The organism is Rhodococcus sp. 5A-K4 (assembly GCF_046097995.1).
Lineage (GTDB): Bacteria > Actinomycetota > Actinomycetes > Mycobacteriales > Mycobacteriaceae > Rhodococcus_F > Rhodococcus_F erythropolis.
This window is the reverse complement of record NZ_JBJURM010000017.1, coordinates 61,773-85,043: the sequence shown is the minus strand read 5'-3', so window position 1 is coordinate 85,043 and position 23,271 is coordinate 61,773. Positions and strand designations below refer to the sequence as shown.

The window sequence follows — 23,271 nt, the reverse complement described above, 5'->3', positions numbered from 1 at the left end:
CGTCAATACCGGGTCGGAATCCAGTGAAGCGGTTGTTTGGGCGTCTGGTAGCCGTGGGCCTTCTGCCGTTTCGGCAGGGTGATGTCAGTGGATTGCACGGGCTCGTAGGGGATCTGACTCAAAATGTGACTGATGATGTTGAGTCGTCCGCGTTTCTTGTCGTCGTTGTTCGCGACATACCAGGGCGCCCAGCCGGTGTCGGTGAAGCGAAACATCTCATCGCGAGCACGCGAGTAGTCGTACCAATGACTGAACGACTTCAGATCGAGATTCGACAGCTTCCAGATCTTTCGAGGATCGTCGATCCGGCTTTGCAGACGTAAGAGCTGCTGTTCTTCGCTGACCTCGAGCCAGTACTTGAGCAGGATGACTCCCGATTCCACGATCGCGCGTTCGACGGTCGGAATGAGCTGGAGAAATTGATGAGCCTGTTCTTCGGTGCAAAAGCCCATCACTCGTTCGACTCCGGCACGGTTGTACCAACTTCGGTCGAAGATGACGATCTCGCCCGCCGCCGGGAGATGTGGGACGTAGCGCTGGACATACATCTGCGAATGCTCTCGCTCGGTCGGCGCCGGTAGAGCAACCACCCGGAACGCTCGTGGACTCACGCGTTCGGTGATGGCTTTGATTACTCCGCCCTTCCCCGCGGTATCTCGGCCTTCGAACACGATGCAGACCTTGGCGCCAGACGATTTGACCCACTCCTGCAAAGCCACGAGCTCACCGTGCATCGGCTTGAGTTCGTGGCGGTATACCTTGTTCTTCATCGGTTTTTCTGCGACGAGTGCCGCGTCGTCGTGAAGAATCCGAGCGTTCTTTCCCACTTCCACTCCTTGGAGACGTGAGCGCGCGGGGCATCGTCCGCTCGTATGTGTATGCCCCATATTCGGTCAACCTATTCTCTCCGGGATCGCGACTCGAATCGTGTTGTTTTCGAGCCCGTTTCGAGTCTTGACGGTGTCAGCGATCGGCGCGAGTATTAATTGATGACTGGCGACGAAGAGTTGCTCCACGTCGAGCGGGTGATCACTCGCCTGATTTCCCGGTATCCGAATGTTCCTCCACCGGAGATCGAAAACAGAGTGCGAACAATTCACCAACGTTTTGCGGGGTGTCGGATACGTGATTTCGTGCCTCTCCTTGTCGAAAAGGCGGCCAGACACGAGATCTCGAACCGGATGATCGTGATTCCGATAATGGATGAACGGTCCGCAGTGCTGAACCCTCTCGAACTGTAGCCGGAACGGACGTCGTCGGCGCATACTGAAATGACCTTGGACCAGGGAGTTTTGGCCGACTGCAGATTTCAGGCGCGGAATGTCAGCCTCCCGAACTCCTTATGTGTAAACCGAGTACAGGGAGCGTTGACATGGAAGGTTTCTGGGAATTCTTCTGGTTCATCTTCGTCTGCTTTGCCTTTGTGGCGTATTTGAGCGTGTTGTTCTCGATCATCACCGACTTGTTCCGTGATCACGAGACTTCGGGTTGGGCCAAGGCGTTGTGGATGATTTTCCTCTTCGTCATTCCATTCTTGTCCGCGATGATCTACGTGGTTGTCAAGAATGACGGAATGACTCGGCGGTCGATGGAGGCCGCTCAACAGCACATACACGCGCAGAGTGACTACATTCGAACCGTCGCCGGCAGGTCTCCGACTCAGCAGATTGCCGACGCCAGAGAGCTTCTCGACTCCGGCGCGATCAACGAAGAGGAATTCCAGGCAATCAAGGCAAAGGCGCTGGCGTAGTTTTTGTATCTTCTGCCCCAGGCCTGGCGTCGTCGGTTCCGGCGTCGTCAGGCCGGGCGTCCTGCGCGGCGGCGCGTGCGGGACGAACCAGCACTTCGAGAGCTACGAGTGCAACCAGCGCAATGATGACGATCCAACCCACGACCAGACCGGTGGGGTAGCGCCAGAAGAGCAGCAACAGTGCGGCGATGCCGATGATGGCGCAGCGCAGCGGAACACGAAGCTGATTGGCCCACCGCTCCACCTGATTCGGCGTACGGCCGCTTGAAGAATGCCGGACGAAGTCCAATGCCTGCCCGTAGCCTCGTCGAACGGCGATCGCCGACGACGACCCACCGACCAGGTAGGCCCCGAGCCCTATCACCACGCCGAGGACCGCGACCGCTCGCAGGCTCGTGCGCAGTGGTACCAGAACTGTGTCGATGACGGCAGTCGCGGCGTCTGGCGAGAGGATATCGGTGGGCACACTGTCGAGGTAGATTGCGCGTCCGATGAGAATTCCGATCGCGAGAACCAGCATTCCCAACGCAATCGACAGGCCGACCAGGGACAGTGCGCGGAGCCTGCGACCGGTTGGCGCAACGGCGACAGCGGCTGCCGCGCAAGCGATTCCCAACCACGGCAGCACCGCTGAGACCTTGTCGAGTGCCGAGACGGCTCGCTGAGCCTTCACCAGTTCGGGGGACTGGAAGAGAACAAATTCCTTGTCCACGGAGGGGATTTTGTCTGCGAAGGCGAAGCCGCGGTCGATCAAAGCTGCTTTGACCCTGTCGATGATCGTACTGAGCGAAATGCTGACGGTTCCGCTCTGATCGACTTCGACGGAATTGGGGCCGTAATCTCCGGTCATGACCGAGACCAGTGCGTTGTGCGCCGATCGGTTCGCTTGAATCCACAAGTCCTCGAACTGTTGTGACCGAACGAGCGAGCCCACCGTGTCATGAACAAAGCTCTTTGCCTGGCCGGCGATCACCGGTGCCAACCCCACTACGGCTTGATCCAGACGCGGCGCGTTGGCCGCAAGATTCGACACGTCGGTCAGTGCGGTGAGTGCGTCGGTGGTGAGCCCCTCGACGTCGACACGATCGAAGATCTCGTCGGTGATCTGATTCGTGATCTCGGCCTGAACGGCGGGGTTCTCGCCCAGTGGCGCGACCGTACTGACGTAGCGGTCCGTGTCGAGTATCTGACTACGGGTGAAGCGGGTGGTCACGGACAAGACGGCAAGGAGCGCGACCAACACCAGCAGTATCGCCACGGCAGTCCACCGCAGTCCGTGTCGAGGTGGCCGGGAGACTTGCTCGACGGTCGTTTCGCGGGCGCTGGGAGTCTGCTCGCGGAGCGTTGCAACCTCTTGCCGCAACCTGGATAGTTCGGCACGTTCGTCCTCCTGGAGTGGGCCGTCGTTCGTGCCGTTTGCCATCATGTTCCTCTCCGGAGGGAAACTGCTGCCGCACAGATGAAAACGCTGAATTCGATGGGTGGATCCGGAGTCGAGACCTCAGATCACGTCGGGATTCCATGTCGCGACAGCCCAGATGACGAATACGTCGAGCGCGATGATGGTGATCGACCACCACGGAGAGTGGGGTAGCCACAGGAAATTCGCGAGGATCGACAGCGAACAGAAGATTATCGCGCCTACCCGTGCCCACGTCGCGCCGGTGAAGAGCATGATTCCGACAGCGGTGACGAGCACGCCGAGTACGAGGTGAATCCATCCCCAGGAGGTGAGGTCGAATTGGTACGCGTATTCAGGGCCGACGACGGTCACATCGTCTTTGGATATCGCCGAGATGCCTTGGAGAATTTCGAGCACGCCGACGGTGACGAGAAGAACGGCTCCGCCCAGCGCGCTTCCTTTTGCCACACCTTGCTTGACCAGTGATTCCTCGGCCATGACCGCCCCTTGGTATCAAGTGCGAAATTGCCTGGCGTAACTCCGTATTGCGACTATTTACGGTGGTGAAGTATCCCGCCACGGGGCAAATCAAACATTGAGCGCTGGATATCCTCGCGATATTCGCTCGCCCACGAATCCGAGAGGATCTACCGTGACGGCATGGATGTGGAGGACGCAGGCATGACGCCGACGACTGCGCCGGTAACAATTCGGACGGATCGACTGGTGCTTCGTACCTACCGTCCCGGCGATCATCAGGACCTTCTCACCTTCTACGGGCGTAGCGACGTGTGCCGGTATTTGTTCAACGAACCCTGGAGCCCGGACGATGCGCGAGAGGCAGTGCAGACCAGAATGTCTCGCCGCGACCTGGCAGCGGGCGCGGTGGCTCTTGTTGTCGGATACGAGGGCCGGGTTGTCGGAAGCGTGAGTGCATGGCTAGTCGACGAATCAGGGGACGCTGTCGACACCGAGCGCACCGCCGAAGTCGGGTGGGCATTCTCGCCCGACTTCGGCGGCCGAGGATTCGCGACGGAAGCTGTGACCGCTCTGATCGACCTGGTCTTCGCGACACCCCGATTGCGCCGCGTGGTCGCGCAGATGGATGCGAGAAACGAATCCTCGGCGCGACTCGCGCGGCGAATCGGGTTGCGGCGAGAGGCGCATTTTCGGCAGAACGCGTGGATCAAGAACGAGTGGACCGACACTGTGGTTTTTGCAACGCTGCGCAGTGAGTGGCCTACAAGTCTCTGATCAGGAGGGCCGAGCTGCTACTTCGCAACCAGTTCGGTCAACTGGGGGACCAGCTCGTCAGTTGCCCATGGAACGCTCAAAACGCTGACGTACATGGTGGCGGCTGTCAGGCGATTGTCGGTGATCCACAAGTCCTTCCCGTTGGCGATAACCGGCCACCGTGCGAACAGGGTGTTGGCCAACGTGCTGTCGACTTCCGACTGATCGCTTGCCCATCCGAGATATACGTCGGTGTTTATCGTGTCGAGCTTTTCCATGCTGATGCCGAACAGGAACGAGTCGCCTGCAAAGTTCTTGGCACCGTTGACCACGTCGGGAGCAACTGTGAGCCCGAGGTTTTCGACGAACTTCACGCGCGGATCGTCCGGGCCGTAGATGGCGGTCTCGGTTTCGCCTTCGCGGATGTAGGACCCGAAGGCGAACGTGACTCCATTGAATTCAGGATGGCTGGTCTTCGACTCTTCCACCGTCTTTTCGACGGACTTGATCAAATCCGCGGTCTGGGCCGGGCGCCCCAAGGCCTTGCCGACATCGGTGGCGAGGTTTTGCCACGAACTCGGCTGGTACGGCTTGGTGTCGTAGGGGAGTGTCGGGGCGATCGAGCTCAGGCGCTGATAGTCCTGCTCGGAGAAACCGGAGTACGGGGCCAGAATCAGGTCGGGTGCGGCATTGAGGATTTGCTCGAACAGAAGCTCACCGCTGTCGGAGTAGTACGGCGCCGGTGTGGGCAGCGGCTGGCCCGACTTCTCGAGTTCCGCGCGCGTCCACGGGAGGAAGCCGTCGGCGTCGCCGGCCCACGAGTCCTTCTGCATTGCAATCGGAGTGACGCCAAGGGCGATGACAGTGTCGGCCGCTGCGGAATCGAGGGTGAGGATCCTGGTCGGTTCCTTGTCGATGGTGGTGCCGCCGAATGCGTGCTCGATCGTGACGGGGTATGCGCCGTCCTCGACAGCAGATGCCGACGAACTATTTTCCTGGGCGTCCGATGACGACTGCGTGCAGGCGGTCAGAGGCAGTGCGGCCGCCACCATCAGCGCAACGACAATTCGCCTCTTCCGTTGGGGACGAATTCTCTGACGGGCAGATCTGAACACGCGAAACTCCTCGGGATAGATCGGGGAAGTGCTTGCACGACTCAGCGCGGTACGCACATGAGAGCAGGCTTACCTAAGTGAATCTAGGGCGCGTGCGTGTAGCGAAGGGGCCAGCAGATGTCGACAACAGGTCAGGCTCGAGTCAGTTGACAGCGGCGAGCGCATTGCCAGGGGTGTAGCCGACCGTCTTACGAAAAGCAGCGATGAACGAGCTCGACGTCCCGTACCCGACTCGACGGCTGACGGCGTTCACACTCATCCCGGTCCCCAGCATGCCCAGCGCTGTACTCATGCGAACCAGAGTGCGCCATTGCGCAAAACTTAGCGCAAGTTCCGCGGCAAAAATCCGGGTGACCGTGCGTCGGCTGAGGTTGAGAACGTGCGCCCACTGGTCGAGTGACCGATCGTCGGCGGGATCCGACAACACTTTGTCGACGAGTTGTCGAAGCCGGGGATCGCGGGGGATCGGTACGTCGAAGTGAGGTGCCGATGCCGGGGTGAGGAGATCGACACAGACCTGCTGTGCCCGAAGGCGTTGTTCTGCAGGCATTCCGGTATGGGCGAGGTGTATCAGCAGTACCCGGGCTGCCTCACTCAACGTCACGATGCACGGTTCGTTCCAGGCGGGAGTCCACAACTCGGGGGTGAAGAGAGTGGCGCGGAATGCGACGTGGGGATTGGCCTGACCTTCGTGGAGGACCCCGCGAGGGATCCACAGGCCGACGCCGGGCGTGACGGTCCAGAGTTGATTGTCGATGATCATGTTGACGACACCGCGGTCGGACCAGATGAGTTCGTGCTCGGCATGAGCGTGCTGTGGCCACTGGGTGATGTGGTCGGTCTCGACGATGTACGTCGTCAGTTGGAACGGCGCCGGGACGGCGCGCGCCATCGGAGTGTGGCGGTCGGAATCCGACAGGTGGAGGCCACCGTCGATTTCACGAAGGGCAGGGATCGGCACCGCGGACTACCTCCAAAGCAAAGTTAGGTAAACCTTACACCTTGTTTGCTGGGCTCAGTGGCCCGCACCGAGTTCGATGAGAAGCACGCCTGCCGCGATAAGGCCGATCCCCACGATCATGAGCTTGGTCAGCGGTTCGCGAAAGAGAATGCGGGATGCGATTGCCGTCAGCGCCACCCCGCAAGCAGTCCAGATGCCGTACGCAACGCCGATTGTCAGGCCCGCGTCGAGTGCGAGCGTGAGGAAAGCGAAAGCGGCGAGGTACCCCACGGTGACAACCGCGAGCCATCGTTTGTCGCTGCCGTCCTGCGACGCCATCCGTAGTGACAACGTCGCGGTGACCTCGGAAATAATTGCAGCGATCAGAAATACGAAAGTCATGCCGGGTCCGCCGGCCCGCTGTCGGCAGCAACCTGGGAACCGAGTTCAACGCAGAGGACTCCGCCGATGACCAGGGCAATGCCGACGCCCATCGTGGCTGTCAGGGGGTCGCCGAAAAGGAAAGTCGCGAACACCGCGGTCAGGACAACTCCGGTTGCGCCCCAGATTCCGTATGCAACACCGAGTCCCATGCCCTCCCGCAGGACGAACGACAACGCGGTGAATGCTGCGAGATATCCGCCGACGACCACGACGTACCAGGCGGGGTGATCGAGGGCCGCGCGCAGAGACAGAGTCGCAGACACCTCGGTCAGGATCGCGGTGATCAACAGGAGCCATTTCTTCACGGTTCGGATTCTGTCAGGCTCCACCGATTCCGGTCGCGCACTACGGTTGAGACATGACGTGCGTGCTGCTCGGCGGAATCCGCCAAGGTGACATCCGCCACGATGTGTCCGGTGGCGATATAACCGCGACGCCGATTCTCGACTGGGGCCACGATGACGTGGCTCGCCTCTACGAGGACATTGCAGAAGGTGCGATCCAGTCGGCGCAGGAGTTCCTGGTGTCGGCGCATCGCAGCGTCGCTGCAAATATTCGGCCGGTGTACGGCCTCGACGACCGGCAACCCGTCTCGGTGACATTGAGCCGAGGACGCGGATCCTGCAGTCAGAGACTGGCTATCGTCGAAGCGTTGGCTCGCCGCCGAGGTATCGCCACCCGAGTTCGCGGTCTCGTACTTCGTGGGGAGTTCTGGTACCCGAGATTTCGGCGTCTACATGCGGTGATTCCGAAGTCAGTGCTGCTGGCGTGGCCGGAATTTCTGGTCGACGGACGCTGGCAGGACATCTCCGAGATCGTTTCACCTGCGGTGGTCTCAGCGCTCGAACCGTTCACGAATACCGGCGAGGAGACACTGTTCGACGCGATCGGACGCGCTCCGATCAGTTGGGGCAAATCAATTTCGTGCGATTGCTTGGACTTCTCCGAATTCGTCGACCGTGATCTGGGCACCTTCGAATCTCGCGACAAGCTCTTCGAGGAATTCGGACAGACGATGTCGACCCCCATCAGAATTCTCGTCGATCCGGTTTTCCGGAACTGGAGTGCATCCGGCTGACGCGCGACGCGAGGTCTAGGCTGTTCTGCATGTCTGTGCGTACCCCATTGGTCCCTGGAACCGTCTCTCCCGTCCTCGCTGTGCCCTCGAAGATCGAGCGGCCCGAGTACGCGTGGAAGCCGACCGCCAAAGAGGGCAACGAGCCCTGGGTTCAGACGCCGGAGACGATCGAGGCGATGCGCATCGCCAGCAAGATCGCTGCCGGCGCGCTGCAGGAAGCCGGCAAGGCTGTCGCTCCCGGTGTCACGACCGACGAGCTCGACCGCATCGCACACGAGTTCATGCTCGACCACGGCGCATACCCGTCGACGTTGGGCTACAAGAGCTTTCCCAAGTCGTGCTGCACGTCTCTCAACGAGGTGATCTGCCACGGAATCCCCGACTCGACCGTGATCCAGGACGGAGACATCGTCAATATCGACGTCACCGCATACATCAACGGAGTGCACGGGGACACCAATGCGACGTTCCTCGCCGGTGACGTGTCCGAAGAGAACCGCTTGCTCGTCGAGCGCACACACGAGGCAACGATGCGGGCCATCAAAGCCGTCAAGCCCGGCCGCGCGCTCAACGTGATCGGACGCGTCATCGAGTCCTACGCCCATCGGTTCGGGTACGGCGTCGTCCGGGACTTCACCGGACACGGAATCGGCGAGACCTTCCACAACGGCCTCGTGATCCTGCACTACGACGAGCCCGCGGTCGAGACGATCATCGAACCGGGCATGGTCTTCACTATCGAACCGATGATCAACCTCGGTGGTATCGACTACGAGATCTGGGAGGACGGCTGGACCGTCGTCACCAAGGACCGTAAGTGGACGGCGCAGTTCGAGCACACCTTGGTGGTCACCGAGACCGGTGCAGAGATTCTCACCCTGCCTTGAGTTCGGCGATGCGCGGCGCTCTGCTGGTAGCCGGCACTACTTCCGACGCAGGCAAGAGCGTTCTGGTAGCCGGATTGTGTCGCATGTTGGCGCGTCGAGGCGTCCGAGTGGCGCCGTTCAAGGCACAGAACATGTCGAACAACTCCGTGGTCACGCTGGACGGCGGAGAGATCGGCCGTGCGCAGGCACTTCAGGCGCGGGCATGCGGTCTGGAGCCGAGTGTTCGATTCAATCCCGTGCTGCTCAAGCCGGGGAGTGATCGCACTTCGCAACTGGTCGTTCGGGGCAAGGCGATGACCACGGTGGGTGCTCGCGATTACATGCAGCATCGGCAGTGGCTTCGCGCCGTCGTGGCCGAAGATCTCGAATCGCTTCGATCCGAGTTCGACGTCGTGATCTGTGAAGGCGCCGGTTCACCGGCCGAAATCAACTTGCGCGCAACGGATCTTGCCAACATGGGATTGGCTGAGGCTGCGCAGATTCCGGTCGTCGTCGTCGGTGACATCGATCGCGGCGGCGTCCTGGCCCATCTGTTCGGGACCGTTGCTGTGCTCTCGCCGAGCGACCAGGCATTGATCGCGGGATTTGTGATCAACAAATTCCGCGGTGACGTTGCACTGTTGGAACCCGGACTGGATCAACTGCGCAGCCTCACCGGTCGACCCACTCTCGGAGTGATCCCGTTTGCCGACGATCTTTGGCTCGACGCCGAGGATTCGCTTGGCGTCACCGGCAACGCCCCGGTAGGGCGCCCTGGCCCACCCGTCGGTTCGGCCTGGCTCACCGTTGCTGCGGTTCGGCTCCCGCGTATCTCCAACTCGACGGATGTCGAGGCGCTGGCATGTGAACCGGGCGTGGCAGTTTCGTGGGTGACCGATCCGTCGCGGATCCGCGACGCAGACCTCGTGGTGATCCCCGGTAGTAAGTCCACCGTGAGTGACCTCGAGTGGTTGCGGAGTACCGGCCTGGCTGACGAGATCATCGCCCGAGCGGGCCGCGGGCAGGCAGTGCTGGGAGTCTGCGGCGGATACCAGATGCTGGGTAATTCGATCGTCGACGAGGTCGAATCAGGATCAGGGATCACCGCAGGACTCGGTCTGCTGGACCTCGACATCGAATTCGCTTCGGACAAAGTGCTGGCGCAGGTAACCGGTTCCGCCGACGGTATCTCGTTGTCGGGGTACGAGATTCATCACGGACGCGTCGTGCACAACGGGGACCGTCCATTGCTGGCGGACTCGGGCGGTGTGCCGGAAGGCAGTGTGCGAGGGTCTGTTCGAGGGACACACTGGCATGGTCTCCTGGAGAGTGACGACTTTCGGCGCAGCCTGCTGCGTGAGATCGCGGTTCCCGGTTTTGTTGCTGCACCCGACACCTCGGTTGCCGCGGTGCGAGAACAACAACTCGACCTTCTCGCTGATCTCGTCGAGCAGCACCTCGATCAGGATCTACTCGAGAAACTGATCAACGGTGGGGCGCCTGTCGGGCTTCCCGTCATTGCCTCCGCACTCGAAGCCTGAGAGCGCTCCCGCGGGCGTCGGCGTGCACGCGGTAGAATAGCCAGGCCTCACTCCCGCGACGGCTCCCTAGTAGGAGTGTGCGCGATGACAGATCAATTCGACGGCTTGCTTACCGACTTCAGTGACGAGGTGCTGGTCGACTCGGCAATGCTCGGCGATCATGCGGCCTTCGACGTCATCGTTCGCCGATACGGCCCGCACTTGTATCGATTTGCCCGTCGACTCGTCACCAGTGAGAGTGACGTCGACGACATCGTCCAGGAAACCTGCGTTGCCGCCTGGCGCCAACTTCCGGGGTTTCAGCGGCGCTCGAGCATCAAGACCTGGTTGTTCGCGATCTGTTCTCGCAAGATCTCGGATGTCCATCGAAAAGTCGGCTCCTGCGCCGCCGATGTGGACGGACTTCGGGACGAAGTCGATACTCGATTGCGCGATCCGAGCGAGGAAGTATGCGGCACAGCATTTCTCGACGCTCTTGAAGCCGAACTCGATCGTCTACCGCTGCGTCAGCGCGCCGCCTGGGTCTTGCGGGAAGTGGAGGGCATGACGTATCCACAGATCGCAGTTGTCCTGGAACTGAGTCCGGACGCGGTTCGTGGCCAACACACTCGGGCGAGGCGGAATCTGGGTCTCGCGCTCGACCGATGGCGATGACGACTCGGCGGTTTGCCGGGTTCTGTCACCGAACTCACTCTCCTGACGGCTCGGGTAGCTGGAAGAATGCTTCGTCGTGGATACCGCTTTCGACCCCAGAGGCTTCGACCCGAGAACCGAGGATTCGGTGCCGTCGGTAATGCCGGACGATGCGACGGCAACGGGTGCTGACGTCGCCGTCGAGGCTGCGGAAACTCGGCTGACTGCAAGCGCGGTCCGGGAGTTGCTGGCAGCGCTCGGAGGAAGTATCGGCGACGAGGACGAACTCGTGGTTTTGCTCCAGCGCGCCGTCGAAATCGCGAACGACGCCATCGAGGGCGCCGACAGCATCGGCGTCACCATCGATCTGGCCGGGCAGACCTACACCGCCGTTCATACCGATTCGCGGACTCTGCGTGTCGACATCGAGCAGTACGACGCCGGCGACGGACCATGTCTGCACGCCGCTCGAACCGGTGAAACCGTTGTCGTCGATGCCGAGACCAGCGCGGAACGCTGGCCGCGGTTCGCGGCGGCGGCGAAGGACGAAGGGATCAAGTCCTTTCTCGCGGCGCCGCTCTTCACGCCGGATCAGCGACTGGGTTCGTTCAACCTGTACGGACGCGCCTCAGCGGCATTCGACCGCGTCGACGCGGATGTCATGGAGATTCTCACGACAACGGTCTCACGCGCGATCGGCGACTTCTCTCGTTTCAAGTCCGCCAAGGCGGTGGCTGATGCCTTGCAACGTGCGCTCGAGACCCGGGCGCCGATCGAACAGGCCAAAGGCATGCTGATGGCCATCCATCGGATCGACGCCGACACCGCATTTCACATGCTGCGCAAGCAGTCTCAGACGACGAATACCCGGTTGCGCGACGTGGCGGCCGAGATCGTCGAGACGTATTCGGCGCCGCCTACCGCTGTCTAGTTCGAGGGGGACCGACGTACAGCCTCGAGCGCGACGACGACGCCCGCGGCGACAACCACGTGCATCAGCGCGAGCATGACCGTGCTGGCGGCGTCGAAGTCCGCGGCAATGGTCAAAGCGATGGTGCCGAGCGCCACGACTGCACCCACGATCTGGGCGATGCGGATGATCGGCTCCCACTTCAGTGAGATCAACATTGCGACCGACAAACCGACCAGCAGTGGCACCACCGTCAATGTGATGACCCCACCAGGCGCGACGCTCGCCGGCTTTCCCTGATCTGTCATCTCGAAGGATCCGCCCAATGCGAGGCCGATCAACCACAGGATCAGATTGACGACGAGAGCAATTACCGTGGCGCCGAGTACGGCACGTGGCTTGGTGACGTGGAGGTTGTGTGCGGTTGACGTGATTGCAGACATGGTGTTCTCCCGGCTCGATGCGATGGTCTTGTGACGTCGCTCTTGGTGAATAGACCCGCCGGCGGGCAGAAACTCATCGCTGAGGTTGACTATTGCCCGTCGACGACGGGCACTGCGGTGCCGGTGACCGAGATACCGCCGTCGACTGGGATGTCGACCTCGAGCACACTGGGACGCCCGACGTGTCGGCCCTGGTGGATGGTGATCCGCCGCGGAGTGGCCGGGTTCGAGTTTGCGCAGGTAACCGCCGGTCGACGCCGCTGCGGACCCGGTTGCAGGATCCTCGACGATGTTTCCCACCGGAAACAGATTTCGGGCTTCGAAGGTGTTGTCGTCGAGGGGGTGCAGGATTGTCACCGTGCCGGCCCACCCCTGCGCGTCCATCAGGGTTCTCATCGCTACGGGATCGAAGGTGAACTCGTCGAATGTCGACTGATCACGAAGTACGACGATCGGGTGAGTGTTGCCGGCGTACGAAAGCATTGCGGGATACCGCGCGTCGAGCGCAGACGAATCGACGCCGATGAGCCCGAGCAGCGCTGTCAGCACAGCATGATCGATCGGCGAGACCGACGGTTCGACGCTGATGAAGGTCGCGGTCGACCTTCCGTCCTCGTCGGTCGCCGTGTCGATGGATACCGGTCCGATCGGTGTTTCGAATGTGAAGGTTCCGTCGCCGTCTCGCTCGGTGAGAGCGATGGCCGTCGCAATAGTGGCATGACCGCAGAACGGTACTTCGGCGATAGGGGAGAAGTACCGGATCCGGCTGTGGCGCGGGTTGCCTCCGAGTTCCGGTTCGATGAGGAACGCCGTCTCGGCATACCCGACTTCGGCTGCAACGGATTGTAATTCGGGGTCGTCGAGCCCGCGGGCGTCGAGCAGCACGCCGGCGGGATTACCGCCGGCCGGATCCGAACTGAACGCAGTCAGTCGGAGGATGTCGTGAGAAGTTGCCATGTCGACCATCTTTGTCCGCTGTCGTCCATCGGGGGAAGAGACATCGCGCGATTGCGGTCCGCGATCTTCGAACTGGACTGCCTCCGGAACAAACCGGCCGCATGGCGTCGTTGGTGCAGATATGAGCAATGACACAGACACCGCCGAAGCGTTGTTCGCACTCGTGGCCCAGGGAAAACAAGGCGTGCTGGCAACCGTCAAGCGTGACGGCCGCCCACAGTTGTCCAACATCATTTACCGCTGGGACGGCGAGTCGAAGACGGCTTCAGTGTCCATCACAGCCGATCGCGCCAAGAGTAAAAATGCGATCCGCGATCCGCGGGTTTCCCTTCACGTCAGCGCGCCCGACTTCTGGAGCTACGCCGTGATCGAAGGACTTGCCATGGTGACACCCGTCGCGGCCGATCCTCACGACGAAGTGTCTGACGCACTGGTCGAGCTGTACCGGGACATCAGCGGCCAGGATCATCCCGATTGGGAGGAGTACCGCGAAGCGATGGTTGCGGAGCGTCGACAGATCCTCACGGTGCGCGCTGATCACGTCTACGGAATGACGAGGCTCCCCAAGCCGTCCGGTACCTGAACTGCGTTCGTTCAGGTAGGGAGATAACGTTACGAGTTAATATGTAATGGTGAAAACCGAGTCTCCCGCCCGTATCGGACGACCACGCGACCCAGGCAAGGACGAGGCTGTGCTGCTTGCAGCTCGCACACTGCTGGCCGAAGTCGGGTACCAGCAGACGACCATTTCGGCGATTGCCAGGACTGCCGGTGTCAATACGCCGGCCATCTACCGTCGCTGGCCGTCACGGGAAGCCCTGATCGAAGAAGCAGTGCATGGACCAGGCGGACATCCGTTGCCTCGGTCGACCGGTGATTTGCGGGTGGATCTGACGACGTGGGTGCACATCTTCCTGGTTCGCGCTGCCCGACCCGCGGCGCGGGCCGGAGTTCCTGGCCTGCTTGCCGATTCGCGGACGGTGGAGGCGCGACAACGTCTGTTGGCTATCGGTGCACCGGTTCGTGCAGCGTTTCAGGATCTGCTGGACGACGCGGTGAGGCGTGGTGAGATCCCGGCAGGTGCGGATGCGATGTTCTTGTTCGACCTGCTGGCCGGGACGACGACAATGCAGGGGTTGACCCGTGGGCTCGAGGGTCAGGACGGCTTTGTAGATGCCCTCGCACGATCTCTGTACGTCCTGGCTGCGCATCCGGCCGATGCCGTCGGGACGGAAACGGTGGGGCAATGATCTCGGTTTCGGTGGACGGCGGCGTTGCCGTCGTGACCCTCGACAGGCCTGACAAACGGAATGCCTTCAACAAGCACATGGGTCGAGACTTGGGGCAGGCGTACCGAAAGCTCGACGAAGACGATTCCGTTCGCGTGATCGTGCTGACCGGTGCGCCACCAGCATTCTGCGCGGGTGCAGATCTGGGCGACGGCGCCGGCACCTTCGATTCACCTGACGGCGAGCAGTTTTCGTCATCACCGGTGGATCCGCCGGCGTTCGAGTTGCGAAAGCCGGTCATCGCAGCGGTGAACGGACATGCGATCGGAATCGGCCTCACCATCGCGATGCAGGCCGATATCAGAATCTTTGCAGCTGACGCCAAGTATGCAATTCCGCAGGTTCGCCTCGGTGTGTTGCCGGATGCGATGGCGCATTGGACGGTTCCGCGCGTCGCCGGAATGGCTGTGGCTGCCGACATCCTTTTGACTGGAAGGACGTTCGACGGAGCCGAGGCAATCGCGCTCGGGTTGGGTAGCCGTTGCCTGCCCGCTGACGAAGTGCTTTCGGCGGCGTTGGTGATCGCCCGAGACATTGCGACGAACACTGCACCGATGTCGGTGGCACTCTCGAAGCGACTGCTCTGGCAGAGCCAGAGCAGCAGCTGTCGACCAGAGACGGTGGCGGCCATCGAAACGGACCTGCATCTACGCGTCATGGGGAAGCCGGACGCGGTGGAAGGTGTTCGTGCATTCATGGAACGGCGCACGCCTGTGTGGGTTTCGCGCTTGTCCGCCGAGTGGCAGGAAATCCCGTCGGTATGATTCGGGAGCCTTGCGGAAAATCACACGCGGACGACTACGCGTCTAGCAGCAACTGTTCGAGACGATGTTTGCAGAACGCGGTGATATCCGTATGTTCGCCGAGTTGGAGATGCGTGGACAGGCGCAGGAGCGGAACAGCGAGCAGAACTGCAGCGAGTACCTCGTTGAACAAAAGGTTCTCGACCCTCCAGCCGGTCAGTTCCTCGTAGCGGGCAATGGTCTCTTCTCGGCTGGGAGTGCCTGGCAAAGGTGTGTGCCCCTCGAATTCGCTACACGCCCAATCGAGAAACAACAGCCAGGCGAGGTCGGCCTCGTGATCGCCGAGGTAGGCCATCTCCCAATCGAGAACCCCGGCGATCGACTGGTCCGGGCCGTAGAGGATGTTCGACATCCGGGCATCGCCCCAGCACAGTGTCACATGTTCGGGTTGGTAGATGTTCTCCCTCAGCCAGGCCAGTGCTTTGTCGAATATCGGCGGTAGGTCCGGCGATGCCCAACGAACGGCCCAGTCGAGGTAGTTCACCGCCTGTTCGACCGGATGGGTGCCGAACTTGGGGTAGGAGAGGAATCCGAGCTCGAGCTTGTCCAGGTCCAAGCGATGAATCTGCGCAATCGTCTCGACGCATCCCCACCACATCTTCGCTCGGCCTGCCTCATCGGCTTCGAAGTAGGTTCCGGCACTGTGATACGACGGAAAGTCGCTGGGCGCCTCGGCATTACCGATGCGGTCCATGACGTAATAGGGGCTGCCGAGTGGGTTGTCGCCGCTGTCGATCCACCGAACGTGGGGGACTGCGAGGTCGGACTTCGCGAGCCTTTGTGTCACGAGGAACTGGCGGCGGAGATCGTAATCGGGGAACAGCGAAACCTCCGGTGGACGCCGGAAAACAAAACCACTCGACTCGCCAGTGGCGCCATCGAGGTCGAACAGGTATGTCTCCGTCGAGAATCCGCGTTCGGTGCGCTTGAAATTGACGATCTTGGCGCCTCGAGTACCCGGAATATGCTCCCGGACAAGTGGTTCAAGGGCGGGTGCGATGTCTTCTGCGGCTGTTCGGTCAGTCATTGTTCGTACCTGTCCGGGTGTTGCTCCAATCGGTGTACCCGTAGCGGGGATTCACGCCCATGAAGACCATTTCCACGAGCCCGTATCCGACTTTGTCTCCCATGCGGACCTCGCACAGTGTCTCGCTGAGCATGCTCACCTGCCGGATTTCATCGAGGTTCGTGATGTCGACGGTGAAGCTGTCGCTGAAGTCCTTGCCGCGGTACATGCCGGAGGCGTACCCCCGGTACTCGTCGTAACCGGCCAGTCCGGGCCAGAAATCGCACACTGGATTCACCTCGATCACGTCGGTGGTCCGGTCCGCTCGGTGCACGGTGAAAGTGCCGGATTCGACCACCCGCATGTCGTCACGGAATTTCAGGTCGTGCTCGACGTCGATGATCGGTAGCGCGTCCTTGCCGGAACCGATCGGGAAGAGCACCTCGCCCTCGAACTGCCAGCGCGCGCCGGTACTGGTTTCGCGCTGCGCGAAATGCACTACCTCGTCGTCGAATTGGAATATCCCCATGTAATAGAGGACTCCGTCCGGAACCTCGGACGGCTGCAGGTTCGCGCCCTCGGACAGACTGCCGCCGCCACCGCCGTGTCGTACGCCCCACGAGTGATCGCGGCCGAACCACCAGTTGTCGGGATCGATGTCGATGCGGGTGCCGTCGATTTCGATCCAACCCGTGATGGTGCCGTTCTGGTAGAAGCGTCGGGCGTCTTCGCGAACGCGGCCGCGCGTGCGATGGAACGCTGCCGTCTGTTCGTACACCGGGAAGTCGCCGTGGAAGTCGAGTTGCAGGCTCAATCCGTGTTCGTTTGCGTCGACCGTGGAACGTACCTGGCGGAGTGGTTCGACGATTTCATAGGTGTACGGCCCCACACTCCACGCTGCCAGTCCTCCGGTCTGAGGGTTCAACTCGGTGGACAGGCGCACCACGCGGGCTTCCTCACCCTTGCGCGTCACCATCGCGTAGGCGTCGAGGACGTTGCGGTTCGGGTATTTGGCCAGTCCCGTCATGATGCTGATCTCGCCCGTTTTGTCGAAGCCGTACATCACGATGCGTTCGGTCCAGCGCAGGTCACTTTGGGAGACGTGGTCGAGTGTCGTCGGGAGTTGATGAATGAGTAGTTCGTCGTGCGGTGTGATCACAGTCGGTCCTTGTGTCGACGGAGTGGGGTGTTCACAATCTATTACGGAGCGCTACGCAACGTAATGGTTTTCGGCGAAACCGGTCGGGTACTGTCCGCAGTTGTGGACGAACGCAGAGATCGACGTATCGGCACCGTCGGAGTGGGGCGCCCTCGAGATCCGCAGGTGGACGACGCCATCCTCACCGCCGCCCGCGAGTTGCTGGCGGAGCAGGGTTACCAGAAGACCACGATCACAGCCATCGCGCGACGGGCTCAACTGGGCACCGCGGCAATCTATCGGCGCTGGGCGACCAAGGAATCCATCATCGAGGATGCGGTCTTCGGAATGCAGGATGCGGCGCTACCGGTGACCACGTCGAATTTGCGTGACGACATGCAAGCCTGGACGAGATGGTTCCTTGCGAGAGTTGCCGAACCGGCAACGCGCGCAGCGATTCCCGGCCTGCTGTCGGCCTACCATCAAGAAGACGGCGCCTACGAACAACTGGTTCGGAGATCGGAAGACCCGGCCCGGCTCGCACTCGCCGAGCGCGTGCGTGTCGAATTTCCCGAGCGGTCCGACGCGGAAATCGTGTCGACCGCCGATGTGGCCTTCGACATTCTCGTTGCAACCACCATCGTGCGGGGCCTCACGAGTGGCCTCGCGGACGGTGACGCGTTCTGCACGCGCACTGCGGACGCACTGGTTCTGCTGGTTACGTCGACGGGAACCGAGATCAGCCGGCAGTGAGGGGCTGACCGAGGCGCTTCCTCCGGTCAGACGCTCGGTGCTTCGCCCACTCCCCACCTCGAGCGAACGGTACGTCCGTCGCCTCAGATGCGCCGAAAGCCACTTTCGCTCAGGGGAGAGGCGGTGCAGAGCGAACAAATCGGACTCGCCGGCGGTGGTGAGAATGTATGAGTGGTCATACTTCTGTCGACTCCAGGGTCCTCCACAGTGTGGATCGCGTACCGTTTCCAGACATGGAATTGACTCGAGTAGCGGTGGGCAGTGGTTCGTGCACCGTTCGGATCGACGGGCCGGTCAGCAAGCATGCGGTACTCCTGCTCCCCGGCAAGGGCGACCCCGTCGACTTGTACGACGATGTGTGTGAGCGACTGCACCATTCGGATCTGCGGACCGTCGCGGTGGAATCGATCGAGAATCTCGACGAGACCTCGGCAGTGGTACTTCTGGACGAGTTGAACATCGCCTGGGTGAACCTGGTCGGTCACCGGGAGGGCGCCGATCTCGCGTGGCTGTTGGCTGCACGTCAGTTCGGCCGCTTCGCGAGTTTGATCGCCGTGGACCGTGGACATCCGTCGGCCAGCGATATTGCCGGCGTACCGCCGGTCGAGGTTCCGACCACCGTAGTCGTGGGCAGTGGAGGTCGGGCCATCGCCGACGCCAGCGGTCGTTTCGTGTACTCCGACTTCCGCGTGACGGAACTTCCGGGTGTCGACGACGTCGTCAAGTCGGCACCGGCCGAACTCGCAACCGAGATCGTGCTGCGTACCAGCCCCTGGTGAAACTCTGACCTACGAAAAGGCGGGCACTCCCACTGTGCGGAGTGCCCGCCTTTTCGGCGTCATTAGGGCTGCGGGGCTCAGATGTCGAGGCCGAGCAGCGCGTTCTCGACCACTTCGGCCAGGGCCGGGTGGATCCAGTACTGGCCGCGTGCCATGTCCTGAGCTGACAAACCAAAGCTCATCGCCTGAATGAGCGGCTGGATGACGGTCGGAGCCTGCGTACCCATGACGTGGGCACCCAGGATGCGTCCGGTGCCGCGCTCGGCGATCACCTTGCAGATGTCTTCCTGATCCTCCATCGCCCAGCCGTACGCGACGTCGCCGTATGCCTGCACCTTGACGGTGATGTCGAGTCCGGCGTCGCGAGCCTGCTTCTCCGTCATTCCGACGTCGGCGATCTGCGGGTCGGTGAACACGGCTGCCGGCACGAAGCGGTGATCGGTGCTGCGAAGCCCGGACGTGTCCTTCCAAGCGTCCTGGAGCAGGTTGTGCTGAACAACGCGCGCTTCATGGTTGGCGACGTGCTTGAGCTGGTACGGCGACGAGACGTCACCGAGTGCGAAGACGCCCTCGGCGGTGGTGCGTTGGTATTCGTCGACCACGATCGAGCCCTTGTCGTCGAGTTCGACGCCGGCCTTGTCGAGACCGAGTAGATCGCCGTTGGGCTGGCGGCCCACTGCTACGAGAAGGACGTCACCGGAAACGACTGTGCCGTTTGCCAGTTCGACGGCGATGTTGTCGCCGTCGCCGCGTACCGACGTGAGGGGGGAGCCCAGATGGACGTCCCACTTCTGTTCGGCCAACTCGGTGAAGCGCTCGGAGATCTCGTCGTCGAGGTGCCGCAGCAGTCTCTGGCTGCGACCGATGATCGAAACGCGAGAACCCAACGCGGAGAACACGTGTGCGAACTCGGTGGCGATGAATCCGGAGCCGACGATCACCAGGTGCTCGGGAAGTTCGGGCAGTCGCATGATGTCTTCGTTGGTGTAGTACTTCACACCACTCGACGCGATCTCGTCCGGGATGATCGGACGCGAACCGGCTGCGATGACCACCTGGTCGGCGGTGATCGTCTCTCCGGTTCCGGTGTCGATCGTCTTGTCGCCGGTGAACGTGGCGTGGCCGCGGTAGACGGTGGTGTTGGGACTGTCTTCGCTGCGGTACCGCTCACCACCTGCAGAAATGGGATCGATGCGGCCGAAGACACGCTTGACGATGTCGGACCAACGGACGCCGTCGAGCGTGGCGTCGACGCCGTACTTCTCGGCAGTGGTGATGGTGCGTGCCACCTCGGCGGCGTAGACGAACATCTTGGTCGGGATACACCCGACATTGAGACACGTTCCGCCGAAGGTGCCCTCTTCGAGGATTGCGATCTTCTTGCCGTCGAACCGCTCGTCGGGCAGCGAGTTTCCGGATCCGCTGCCGATGATTGCAAGGTCGTAGTGCGTCACTGCGCGATCTCCTGTGTGTTGCTTGCTGTGCTTGCCGAACTTTCTGCGGCCTGAGTGAGGTGGCCGTCGAGCCACTCCAGCCACAGGTCGAGTTCGGAAAAGGCTGTGGCCAAGGGCTTCTCGGTCGAAAGAAACACGTCGTGACGGGCGCCGTCGATCGGGACGATGGTGGTGCGATCGCCTAGGCAACCCGCCCAGCGTGCGATCTGCTTGACGTCGAGAACGGAATCGGCGAGGTCGACGCTCGGGTTGTACGCCTTGGCGAACTGCGACTTCTTCGAGCGCAGAATCAGCGCAGGCACTCCGATGTCGAGGCCGCGGTGAAGTTTCGCGTGACCCGCTCGGACGGCCCGCATCCAGCCGAAGGTGACGGGGCAGCCGGCCAGCGGCTTCCAGTCGAGGTTGTAGTCCCACACTCCGTTTGCCGAAACATGAAGGCTGGAACCGTAAGTCGGTAGTCCGGTTCCCGGGATCACCGTCTTCGCCGATACCCGTCCGAGGGCGTCGATCGCGGTGGTTCCCACGTTACGCACCACCGAGGGGCCCTGAAGATCGAACCAGGGACTGTTGAGCACCAGCCCGCAGATTCCGGCGCCGTCGCTGCCACCGGGCTTGCGCTGCAAACGGTTCAGCCACAGCGGGACGATCAGACCGCCGGTCGAGTGCGCCATGAGCAGCACCTCGCTCCCGTCGGTCTCGCTGCGGACGATGCGCAGCGCCTCGTTCAGTTCGGCGTCGTAGAGCGCAAGGTCGGAGACGTAGTGCGCCGTGTGTCCCGGCTTGAGGGATCGCCCGCACTTGCGCAAGTCGAGTGCGAAGAATGCGTAGCCCTGCTCGGCAAAATGCTCGGCCAGGTGCTTCTGGAAGAAGTAGTCGGTGAATCCGTGCACGTACAAGACGGCACGACGTGTCTTCACCGCCTCCTTCCGCGGTTGATAGCGGACCAGTGTTGCGTCCACCTCGCCTTCGCCGTCCGGATCCGTTCCGAGCGGGATCGTCAGCTGCTGATATCCGTCACCGAGGACGTCTGGAACCCAAGTAGTCACAAATCACAATCTAATCGTCGTTTCGGGTGCGCGTTGTAGAGCACAATTGGGGGTGGTGAACCGCGCGAGTACGCACGGGTAACCTATTCGGCGTAACACAGCAGGCGGATGCGCGCACGGCTAATGACAAGGAAGTCGATTCTCCAGTGTCGAATCAGAACGCGGTAGAGACGAAGACGGATGTAGTGCTCGTGGGCGCAGGCATCATGAGCGCCACGCTGGGTGCATTGTTGCGCCAGCTGCAGCCCGATTGGTCGATCTCGACCTTCGAGCGGCTCGATGCCGTTGCAGCCGAGAGCAGCGACCCCTGGAACAACGCGGGAACCGGTCACTCCGCCCTGTGTGAGCTCAATTACACCCCGGAGAACTCCGACGGCACGGTCGACATCAAGAAGGCCGTCAACGTCAACGAGCAGTTCCAGGTGTCCCGCCAGTTCTGGGCACACGCGGTCGAGCAGGGCGTCCTGACCCAGCCCAAGGAATTCATCAACCCCATCCCACACGTGAGCTTCGTTCACGGTGAGGCCAACGCCAAGTACTTGCGTGCTCGCTACGACGCACTTGCCGGCCACACGCTCTTCCGCGGCATGGAATACATCGACGATCCGGCCGAGTTCAGCAAGCGTTTGCCACTCATGGCCAAGGGACGCGACTTCTCGGATCCCATCGCCCTGAACTGGAGCCAAGACGGCACCGACGTCGATTTCGGAGCGCTCACCAAGCAGCTCATCGGCTACATCGGTAAGACCGGCGGCAAGATGTACTTCGGCCACGAGGTCACCAACCTGACCCAGAACTCGGACAAGTCCTGGACCGTCAAGGTCACCAACCGTCGCACCGGCGAAAAGCGCACCGTTCGCTCGCGCTTCGTGTTCGTCGGTGCCGGTGGCGGCGCCCTGCACCTGCTGCAGAAGTCGGGCATCAAGGAAGCCAAGGGCTTCGGCGGCTTCCCGGTCAGCGGCGCTTTCCTGCGCTGCACCAACCCCGAACTCATCGACCAGCACAGCGCCAAGGTCTACGGCAAGGCTGCTGTCGGCGCCCCGCCCATGTCGGTGCCTCACCTCGACACCCGTGTCATCGGCAACAAGCCGGGTCTGCTGTTCGGCCCGTACGCCGGTTGGTCGCCGAAGTTCCTCAAGCAGGGTCGCGTCACGGACCTGCCCGGCTCGGTCAAGCCGAACAACATCCTCTCGATGCTCGGCGTCGGTGTCAGCGAGCTCGGCCTGGTCAAGTACCTGGTCAGCGAGCTCGCCAAGAACGAAGCCGGTCGCATCTGGGATCTGCGTGAATTCGCGCCCAAGGCGCAGGCGCAGGACTGGGAACTCATCACCGCCGGCCAGCGTGTCCAGGTGATCCGCCGGGCCAAGGGCAAGGGTGGTGTTCTCGAATTCGGCACCGCTGTGGTCGCCGCTGAGGACGGTTCCATCGCCGGCCTGCTCGGTGCTTCGCCTGGTGCGTCGACGGCCGTTCCGGCGATGCTGGACGTGCTCGAGCGTTGCTTCCCGACCGAGTTCCAGGGTTGGAAGGGCAAGCTTCGCGAGATGGTTCCGTCCATCGGCGTCAAACTCACTGACAACGAGGGCCTGTTCAACCAGGTCTGGGATTGGTCCTCGAAGGTTCTCGAGCTCGATTCTGCCGGTGCTTCCGAATCGGCTCCGGTCGCGGATACCGCCGCGACTGTGTGATAGTCC

The 23,271-nt window shown here is 61.8% G+C and carries 26 protein-coding genes and 1 pseudogene; 14 read left to right on the top strand and 13 right to left on the bottom strand.

Annotated features, from left to right (window positions below):
- Positions 1-2: 2 nt before the first annotated feature.
- Complete coding sequence (gene ppk2, locus ACKAMS_RS21495) at positions 3-770, bottom strand: polyphosphate kinase 2 (RefSeq protein ID WP_408989510.1); 768 nt, start codon at positions 768-770, stop codon at positions 3-5.
- Between the two features lie 219 nt (positions 771-989).
- Here ppk2 and ACKAMS_RS21490 point away from each other — a divergent pair, with 219 nt between their 5' ends.
- Together ACKAMS_RS21490 and ACKAMS_RS21485 are read left to right on the top strand one after the other, a co-directional pair.
- On the top strand, positions 990-1,241 hold the full coding sequence (locus ACKAMS_RS21490) for a three-helix bundle dimerization domain-containing protein (protein WP_019748020.1): 252 nt from the start codon (positions 990-992) through the stop codon (positions 1,239-1,241).
- Between the two features lie 131 nt (positions 1,242-1,372).
- Positions 1,373-1,750, top strand: coding sequence for an SHOCT domain-containing protein (locus tag ACKAMS_RS21485; RefSeq protein WP_020969370.1), 378 nt, complete (start codon positions 1,373-1,375; stop codon positions 1,748-1,750).
- Here the strand turns inward: ACKAMS_RS21485 and ACKAMS_RS21480 are convergent.
- Together ACKAMS_RS21480 and ACKAMS_RS21475 are read right to left on the bottom strand one after the other, a co-directional pair.
- Positions 1,728-3,173: an ABC transporter ATP-binding protein gene (locus ACKAMS_RS21480; protein WP_046379885.1), complete on the bottom strand. Its 1,446-nt coding sequence runs from the start codon at positions 3,171-3,173 to the stop codon at positions 1,728-1,730. The genes ACKAMS_RS21485 and ACKAMS_RS21480 overlap by 23 nt on opposite strands.
- Positions 3,174-3,251: 78 nt before the next feature.
- Positions 3,252-3,650, bottom strand: a complete 399-nt coding sequence (locus ACKAMS_RS21475) for a hypothetical protein (RefSeq protein ID WP_019748023.1) — start codon at positions 3,648-3,650, stop codon at positions 3,252-3,254.
- 162 nt (positions 3,651-3,812) lie between these two features.
- Here ACKAMS_RS21475 and ACKAMS_RS21470 point away from each other — a divergent pair, with 162 nt between their 5' ends.
- On the top strand, positions 3,813-4,406 hold the full coding sequence (locus tag ACKAMS_RS21470) for a GNAT family N-acetyltransferase (protein ID WP_021333024.1): 594 nt from the start codon (positions 3,813-3,815) through the stop codon (positions 4,404-4,406).
- Between the two features lie 17 nt (positions 4,407-4,423).
- Here the strand turns inward: ACKAMS_RS21470 and ACKAMS_RS21465 are convergent, their stop codons facing one another.
- The 4 genes from ACKAMS_RS21465 to ACKAMS_RS21450 form a co-directional block, all read right to left on the bottom strand.
- Entirely contained in the window at positions 4,424-5,500 is a 1,077-nt protein-coding gene (locus ACKAMS_RS21465) for an ABC transporter substrate-binding protein (RefSeq protein WP_020907401.1), read from the bottom strand.
- Between the two features lie 142 nt (positions 5,501-5,642).
- Entirely contained in the window at positions 5,643-6,461 is an 819-nt protein-coding gene (locus tag ACKAMS_RS21460) for an AraC family transcriptional regulator (protein WP_019748026.1), read from the bottom strand.
- A 54-nt stretch (positions 6,462-6,515) separates the two neighbouring features.
- Positions 6,516-6,842, bottom strand: a complete 327-nt coding sequence (locus tag ACKAMS_RS21455) for a multidrug efflux SMR transporter (protein WP_019748027.1) — start codon at positions 6,840-6,842, stop codon at positions 6,516-6,518.
- Positions 6,839-7,189: a multidrug efflux SMR transporter gene (locus ACKAMS_RS21450; RefSeq protein ID WP_019748028.1), complete on the bottom strand. Its 351-nt coding sequence runs from the start codon at positions 7,187-7,189 to the stop codon at positions 6,839-6,841. The genes ACKAMS_RS21455 and ACKAMS_RS21450 overlap by 4 nt, the downstream gene beginning before the upstream one ends.
- A 53-nt stretch (positions 7,190-7,242) precedes the next feature.
- On the opposite strand from ACKAMS_RS21450, the gene ACKAMS_RS21445 reads away from it, so the two are divergent.
- From ACKAMS_RS21445 to ACKAMS_RS21425, 5 genes are all read left to right on the top strand, one after another.
- Positions 7,243-7,962 carry a transglutaminase domain-containing protein gene (locus ACKAMS_RS21445; protein ID WP_020907403.1) on the top strand — a complete coding sequence of 240 codons (720 nt, stop codon included), beginning with the start codon at positions 7,243-7,245 and terminating at the stop codon, positions 7,960-7,962.
- 29 nt (positions 7,963-7,991) lie between these two features.
- Positions 7,992-8,849 carry a type I methionyl aminopeptidase gene (gene map, locus ACKAMS_RS21440; protein ID WP_007734970.1) on the top strand — a complete coding sequence of 286 codons (858 nt, stop codon included), beginning with the start codon at positions 7,992-7,994 and terminating at the stop codon, positions 8,847-8,849.
- A gap of 8 nt (positions 8,850-8,857) precedes the next feature.
- On the top strand, positions 8,858-10,369 hold the full coding sequence (locus tag ACKAMS_RS21435; protein ID WP_408989493.1) for a cobyric acid synthase: 1,512 nt from the start codon (positions 8,858-8,860) through the stop codon (positions 10,367-10,369).
- Between the two features lie 84 nt (positions 10,370-10,453).
- The gene (locus tag ACKAMS_RS21430; RefSeq protein WP_021333021.1) at positions 10,454-11,023 is read left to right on the top strand and encodes an RNA polymerase sigma factor; all 570 of its coding nucleotides are present in this window, start codon (positions 10,454-10,456) and stop codon (positions 11,021-11,023) included.
- A gap of 76 nt (positions 11,024-11,099) precedes the next feature.
- Positions 11,100-11,933, top strand: coding sequence for a GAF and ANTAR domain-containing protein (locus tag ACKAMS_RS21425; RefSeq protein WP_019748033.1), 834 nt, complete (start codon positions 11,100-11,102; stop codon positions 11,931-11,933).
- Here ACKAMS_RS21425 and ACKAMS_RS21420 read toward each other — a convergent pair.
- On the bottom strand, positions 11,930-12,355 hold the full coding sequence (locus ACKAMS_RS21420; protein WP_029255162.1) for a DUF6069 family protein: 426 nt from the start codon (positions 12,353-12,355) through the stop codon (positions 11,930-11,932). The genes ACKAMS_RS21425 and ACKAMS_RS21420 overlap by 4 nt on opposite strands.
- A gap of 288 nt (positions 12,356-12,643) precedes the next feature.
- A pseudogene (locus ACKAMS_RS21415) lies at positions 12,644-13,312 on the bottom strand (PhzF family phenazine biosynthesis protein); the annotation flags it as partial.
- 121 nt (positions 13,313-13,433) lie between these two features.
- On the opposite strand from ACKAMS_RS21415, the gene ACKAMS_RS21410 reads away from it, so the two are divergent.
- The 3 genes from ACKAMS_RS21410 to ACKAMS_RS21400 are packed head-to-tail and all read left to right on the top strand — an operon-like array spanning position 13,434 to position 15,365.
- Positions 13,434-13,895: a PPOX class F420-dependent oxidoreductase gene (locus ACKAMS_RS21410; protein ID WP_113682944.1), complete on the top strand. Its 462-nt coding sequence runs from the start codon at positions 13,434-13,436 to the stop codon at positions 13,893-13,895.
- Between the two features lie 49 nt (positions 13,896-13,944).
- On the top strand, positions 13,945-14,562 hold the full coding sequence (locus ACKAMS_RS21405; protein WP_264614412.1) for a TetR/AcrR family transcriptional regulator: 618 nt from the start codon (positions 13,945-13,947) through the stop codon (positions 14,560-14,562).
- On the top strand, positions 14,559-15,365 hold the full coding sequence (locus ACKAMS_RS21400; protein ID WP_408989492.1) for an enoyl-CoA hydratase/isomerase family protein: 807 nt from the start codon (positions 14,559-14,561) through the stop codon (positions 15,363-15,365). The genes ACKAMS_RS21405 and ACKAMS_RS21400 overlap by 4 nt, the downstream gene beginning before the upstream one ends.
- Positions 15,366-15,399: 34 nt before the next feature.
- Here ACKAMS_RS21400 and ACKAMS_RS21395 read toward each other — a convergent pair whose 3' ends face one another.
- Together ACKAMS_RS21395 and ACKAMS_RS21390 are read right to left on the bottom strand one after the other, a co-directional pair.
- Positions 15,400-16,431 (bottom strand): phosphotransferase family protein, encoded by a 1,032-nt coding sequence (locus ACKAMS_RS21395; protein ID WP_047271349.1) that lies wholly within the window; start codon positions 16,429-16,431, stop codon positions 15,400-15,402.
- Positions 16,424-17,569: a hypothetical protein gene (locus ACKAMS_RS21390; RefSeq protein WP_021343973.1), complete on the bottom strand. Its 1,146-nt coding sequence runs from the start codon at positions 17,567-17,569 to the stop codon at positions 16,424-16,426. Before ACKAMS_RS21390 ends, ACKAMS_RS21395 begins: the two co-directional genes overlap by 8 nt.
- Before the next feature lie 102 nt (positions 17,570-17,671).
- Between ACKAMS_RS21390 and ACKAMS_RS21385 the strand changes: the two genes are divergently transcribed.
- On the top strand, positions 17,672-18,301 hold the full coding sequence (locus ACKAMS_RS21385; RefSeq protein ID WP_264614413.1) for a TetR/AcrR family transcriptional regulator: 630 nt from the start codon (positions 17,672-17,674) through the stop codon (positions 18,299-18,301).
- 233 nt (positions 18,302-18,534) lie between these two features.
- Positions 18,535-19,080 carry an alpha/beta fold hydrolase gene (locus ACKAMS_RS21380; RefSeq protein ID WP_003942671.1) on the top strand — a complete coding sequence of 182 codons (546 nt, stop codon included), beginning with the start codon at positions 18,535-18,537 and terminating at the stop codon, positions 19,078-19,080.
- Positions 19,081-19,157: 77 nt separating this feature from the next.
- Here ACKAMS_RS21380 and mtr read toward each other — a convergent pair whose 3' ends face one another.
- Positions 19,158-20,534 (bottom strand): mycothione reductase, encoded by a 1,377-nt coding sequence (gene mtr / locus ACKAMS_RS21375; protein WP_408989491.1) that lies wholly within the window; start codon positions 20,532-20,534, stop codon positions 19,158-19,160.
- On the bottom strand, positions 20,531-21,580 hold the full coding sequence (locus ACKAMS_RS21370; RefSeq protein ID WP_069146005.1) for an alpha/beta hydrolase: 1,050 nt from the start codon (positions 21,578-21,580) through the stop codon (positions 20,531-20,533). Before ACKAMS_RS21370 ends, mtr begins: the two co-directional genes overlap by 4 nt.
- A gap of 146 nt (positions 21,581-21,726) precedes the next feature.
- Here ACKAMS_RS21370 and mqo point away from each other — a divergent pair, with 146 nt between their 5' ends.
- A complete protein-coding gene (gene mqo / locus ACKAMS_RS21365) occupies positions 21,727-23,265 on the top strand; it encodes a malate dehydrogenase (quinone) (RefSeq protein ID WP_408989490.1) in 1,539 nt (512 codons plus the stop codon).
- Positions 23,266-23,271 lie beyond the last annotated feature (6 nt).

Excerpts from the sequence above, each read along its gene's own strand:
- ACKAMS_RS21380 (WP_003942671.1), top strand. The coding sequence starts at position 18,535 with ATGGAATTGACTCGAGTAGCGGTGGGCAGTGGTTCGTGCACCGTTCGG.
- ACKAMS_RS21445 (WP_020907403.1), top strand. The coding sequence starts at position 7,243 with ATGACGTGCGTGCTGCTCGGCGGAATCCGCCAAGGTGACATCCGCCAC.
- ACKAMS_RS21470 (WP_021333024.1), top strand. The coding sequence starts at position 3,813 with ATGGATGTGGAGGACGCAGGCATGACGCCGACGACTGCGCCGGTAACA.
- ACKAMS_RS21475 (WP_019748023.1), bottom strand. The coding sequence starts at position 3,650 with ATGGCCGAGGAATCACTGGTCAAGCAAGGTGTGGCAAAAGGAAGCGCG.
- ACKAMS_RS21410 (WP_113682944.1), top strand. The coding sequence starts at position 13,434 with ATGAGCAATGACACAGACACCGCCGAAGCGTTGTTCGCACTCGTGGCC.
- ACKAMS_RS21435 (WP_408989493.1), top strand. The coding sequence starts at position 8,858 with ATGCGCGGCGCTCTGCTGGTAGCCGGCACTACTTCCGACGCAGGCAAG.
- ppk2 (WP_408989510.1), bottom strand. The coding sequence starts at position 770 with ATGAAGAACAAGGTATACCGCCACGAACTCAAGCCGATGCACGGTGAG.
- ACKAMS_RS21395 (WP_047271349.1), bottom strand. The coding sequence starts at position 16,431 with ATGACTGACCGAACAGCCGCAGAAGACATCGCACCCGCCCTTGAACCA.
- ACKAMS_RS21455 (WP_019748027.1), bottom strand. The coding sequence starts at position 6,842 with ATGACTTTCGTATTTCTGATCGCTGCAATTATTTCCGAGGTCACCGCG.
- ACKAMS_RS21430 (WP_021333021.1), top strand. The coding sequence starts at position 10,454 with ATGACAGATCAATTCGACGGCTTGCTTACCGACTTCAGTGACGAGGTG.
- map (WP_007734970.1), top strand. The coding sequence starts at position 7,992 with ATGTCTGTGCGTACCCCATTGGTCCCTGGAACCGTCTCTCCCGTCCTC.
- ACKAMS_RS21490 (WP_019748020.1), top strand. The coding sequence starts at position 990 with ATGACTGGCGACGAAGAGTTGCTCCACGTCGAGCGGGTGATCACTCGC.
- ACKAMS_RS21480 (WP_046379885.1), bottom strand. The coding sequence starts at position 3,173 with ATGGCAAACGGCACGAACGACGGCCCACTCCAGGAGGACGAACGTGCC.
- ACKAMS_RS21485 (WP_020969370.1), top strand. The coding sequence starts at position 1,373 with ATGGAAGGTTTCTGGGAATTCTTCTGGTTCATCTTCGTCTGCTTTGCC.
- ACKAMS_RS21400 (WP_408989492.1), top strand. The coding sequence starts at position 14,559 with ATGATCTCGGTTTCGGTGGACGGCGGCGTTGCCGTCGTGACCCTCGAC.
- ACKAMS_RS21420 (WP_029255162.1), bottom strand. The coding sequence starts at position 12,355 with ATGTCTGCAATCACGTCAACCGCACACAACCTCCACGTCACCAAGCCA.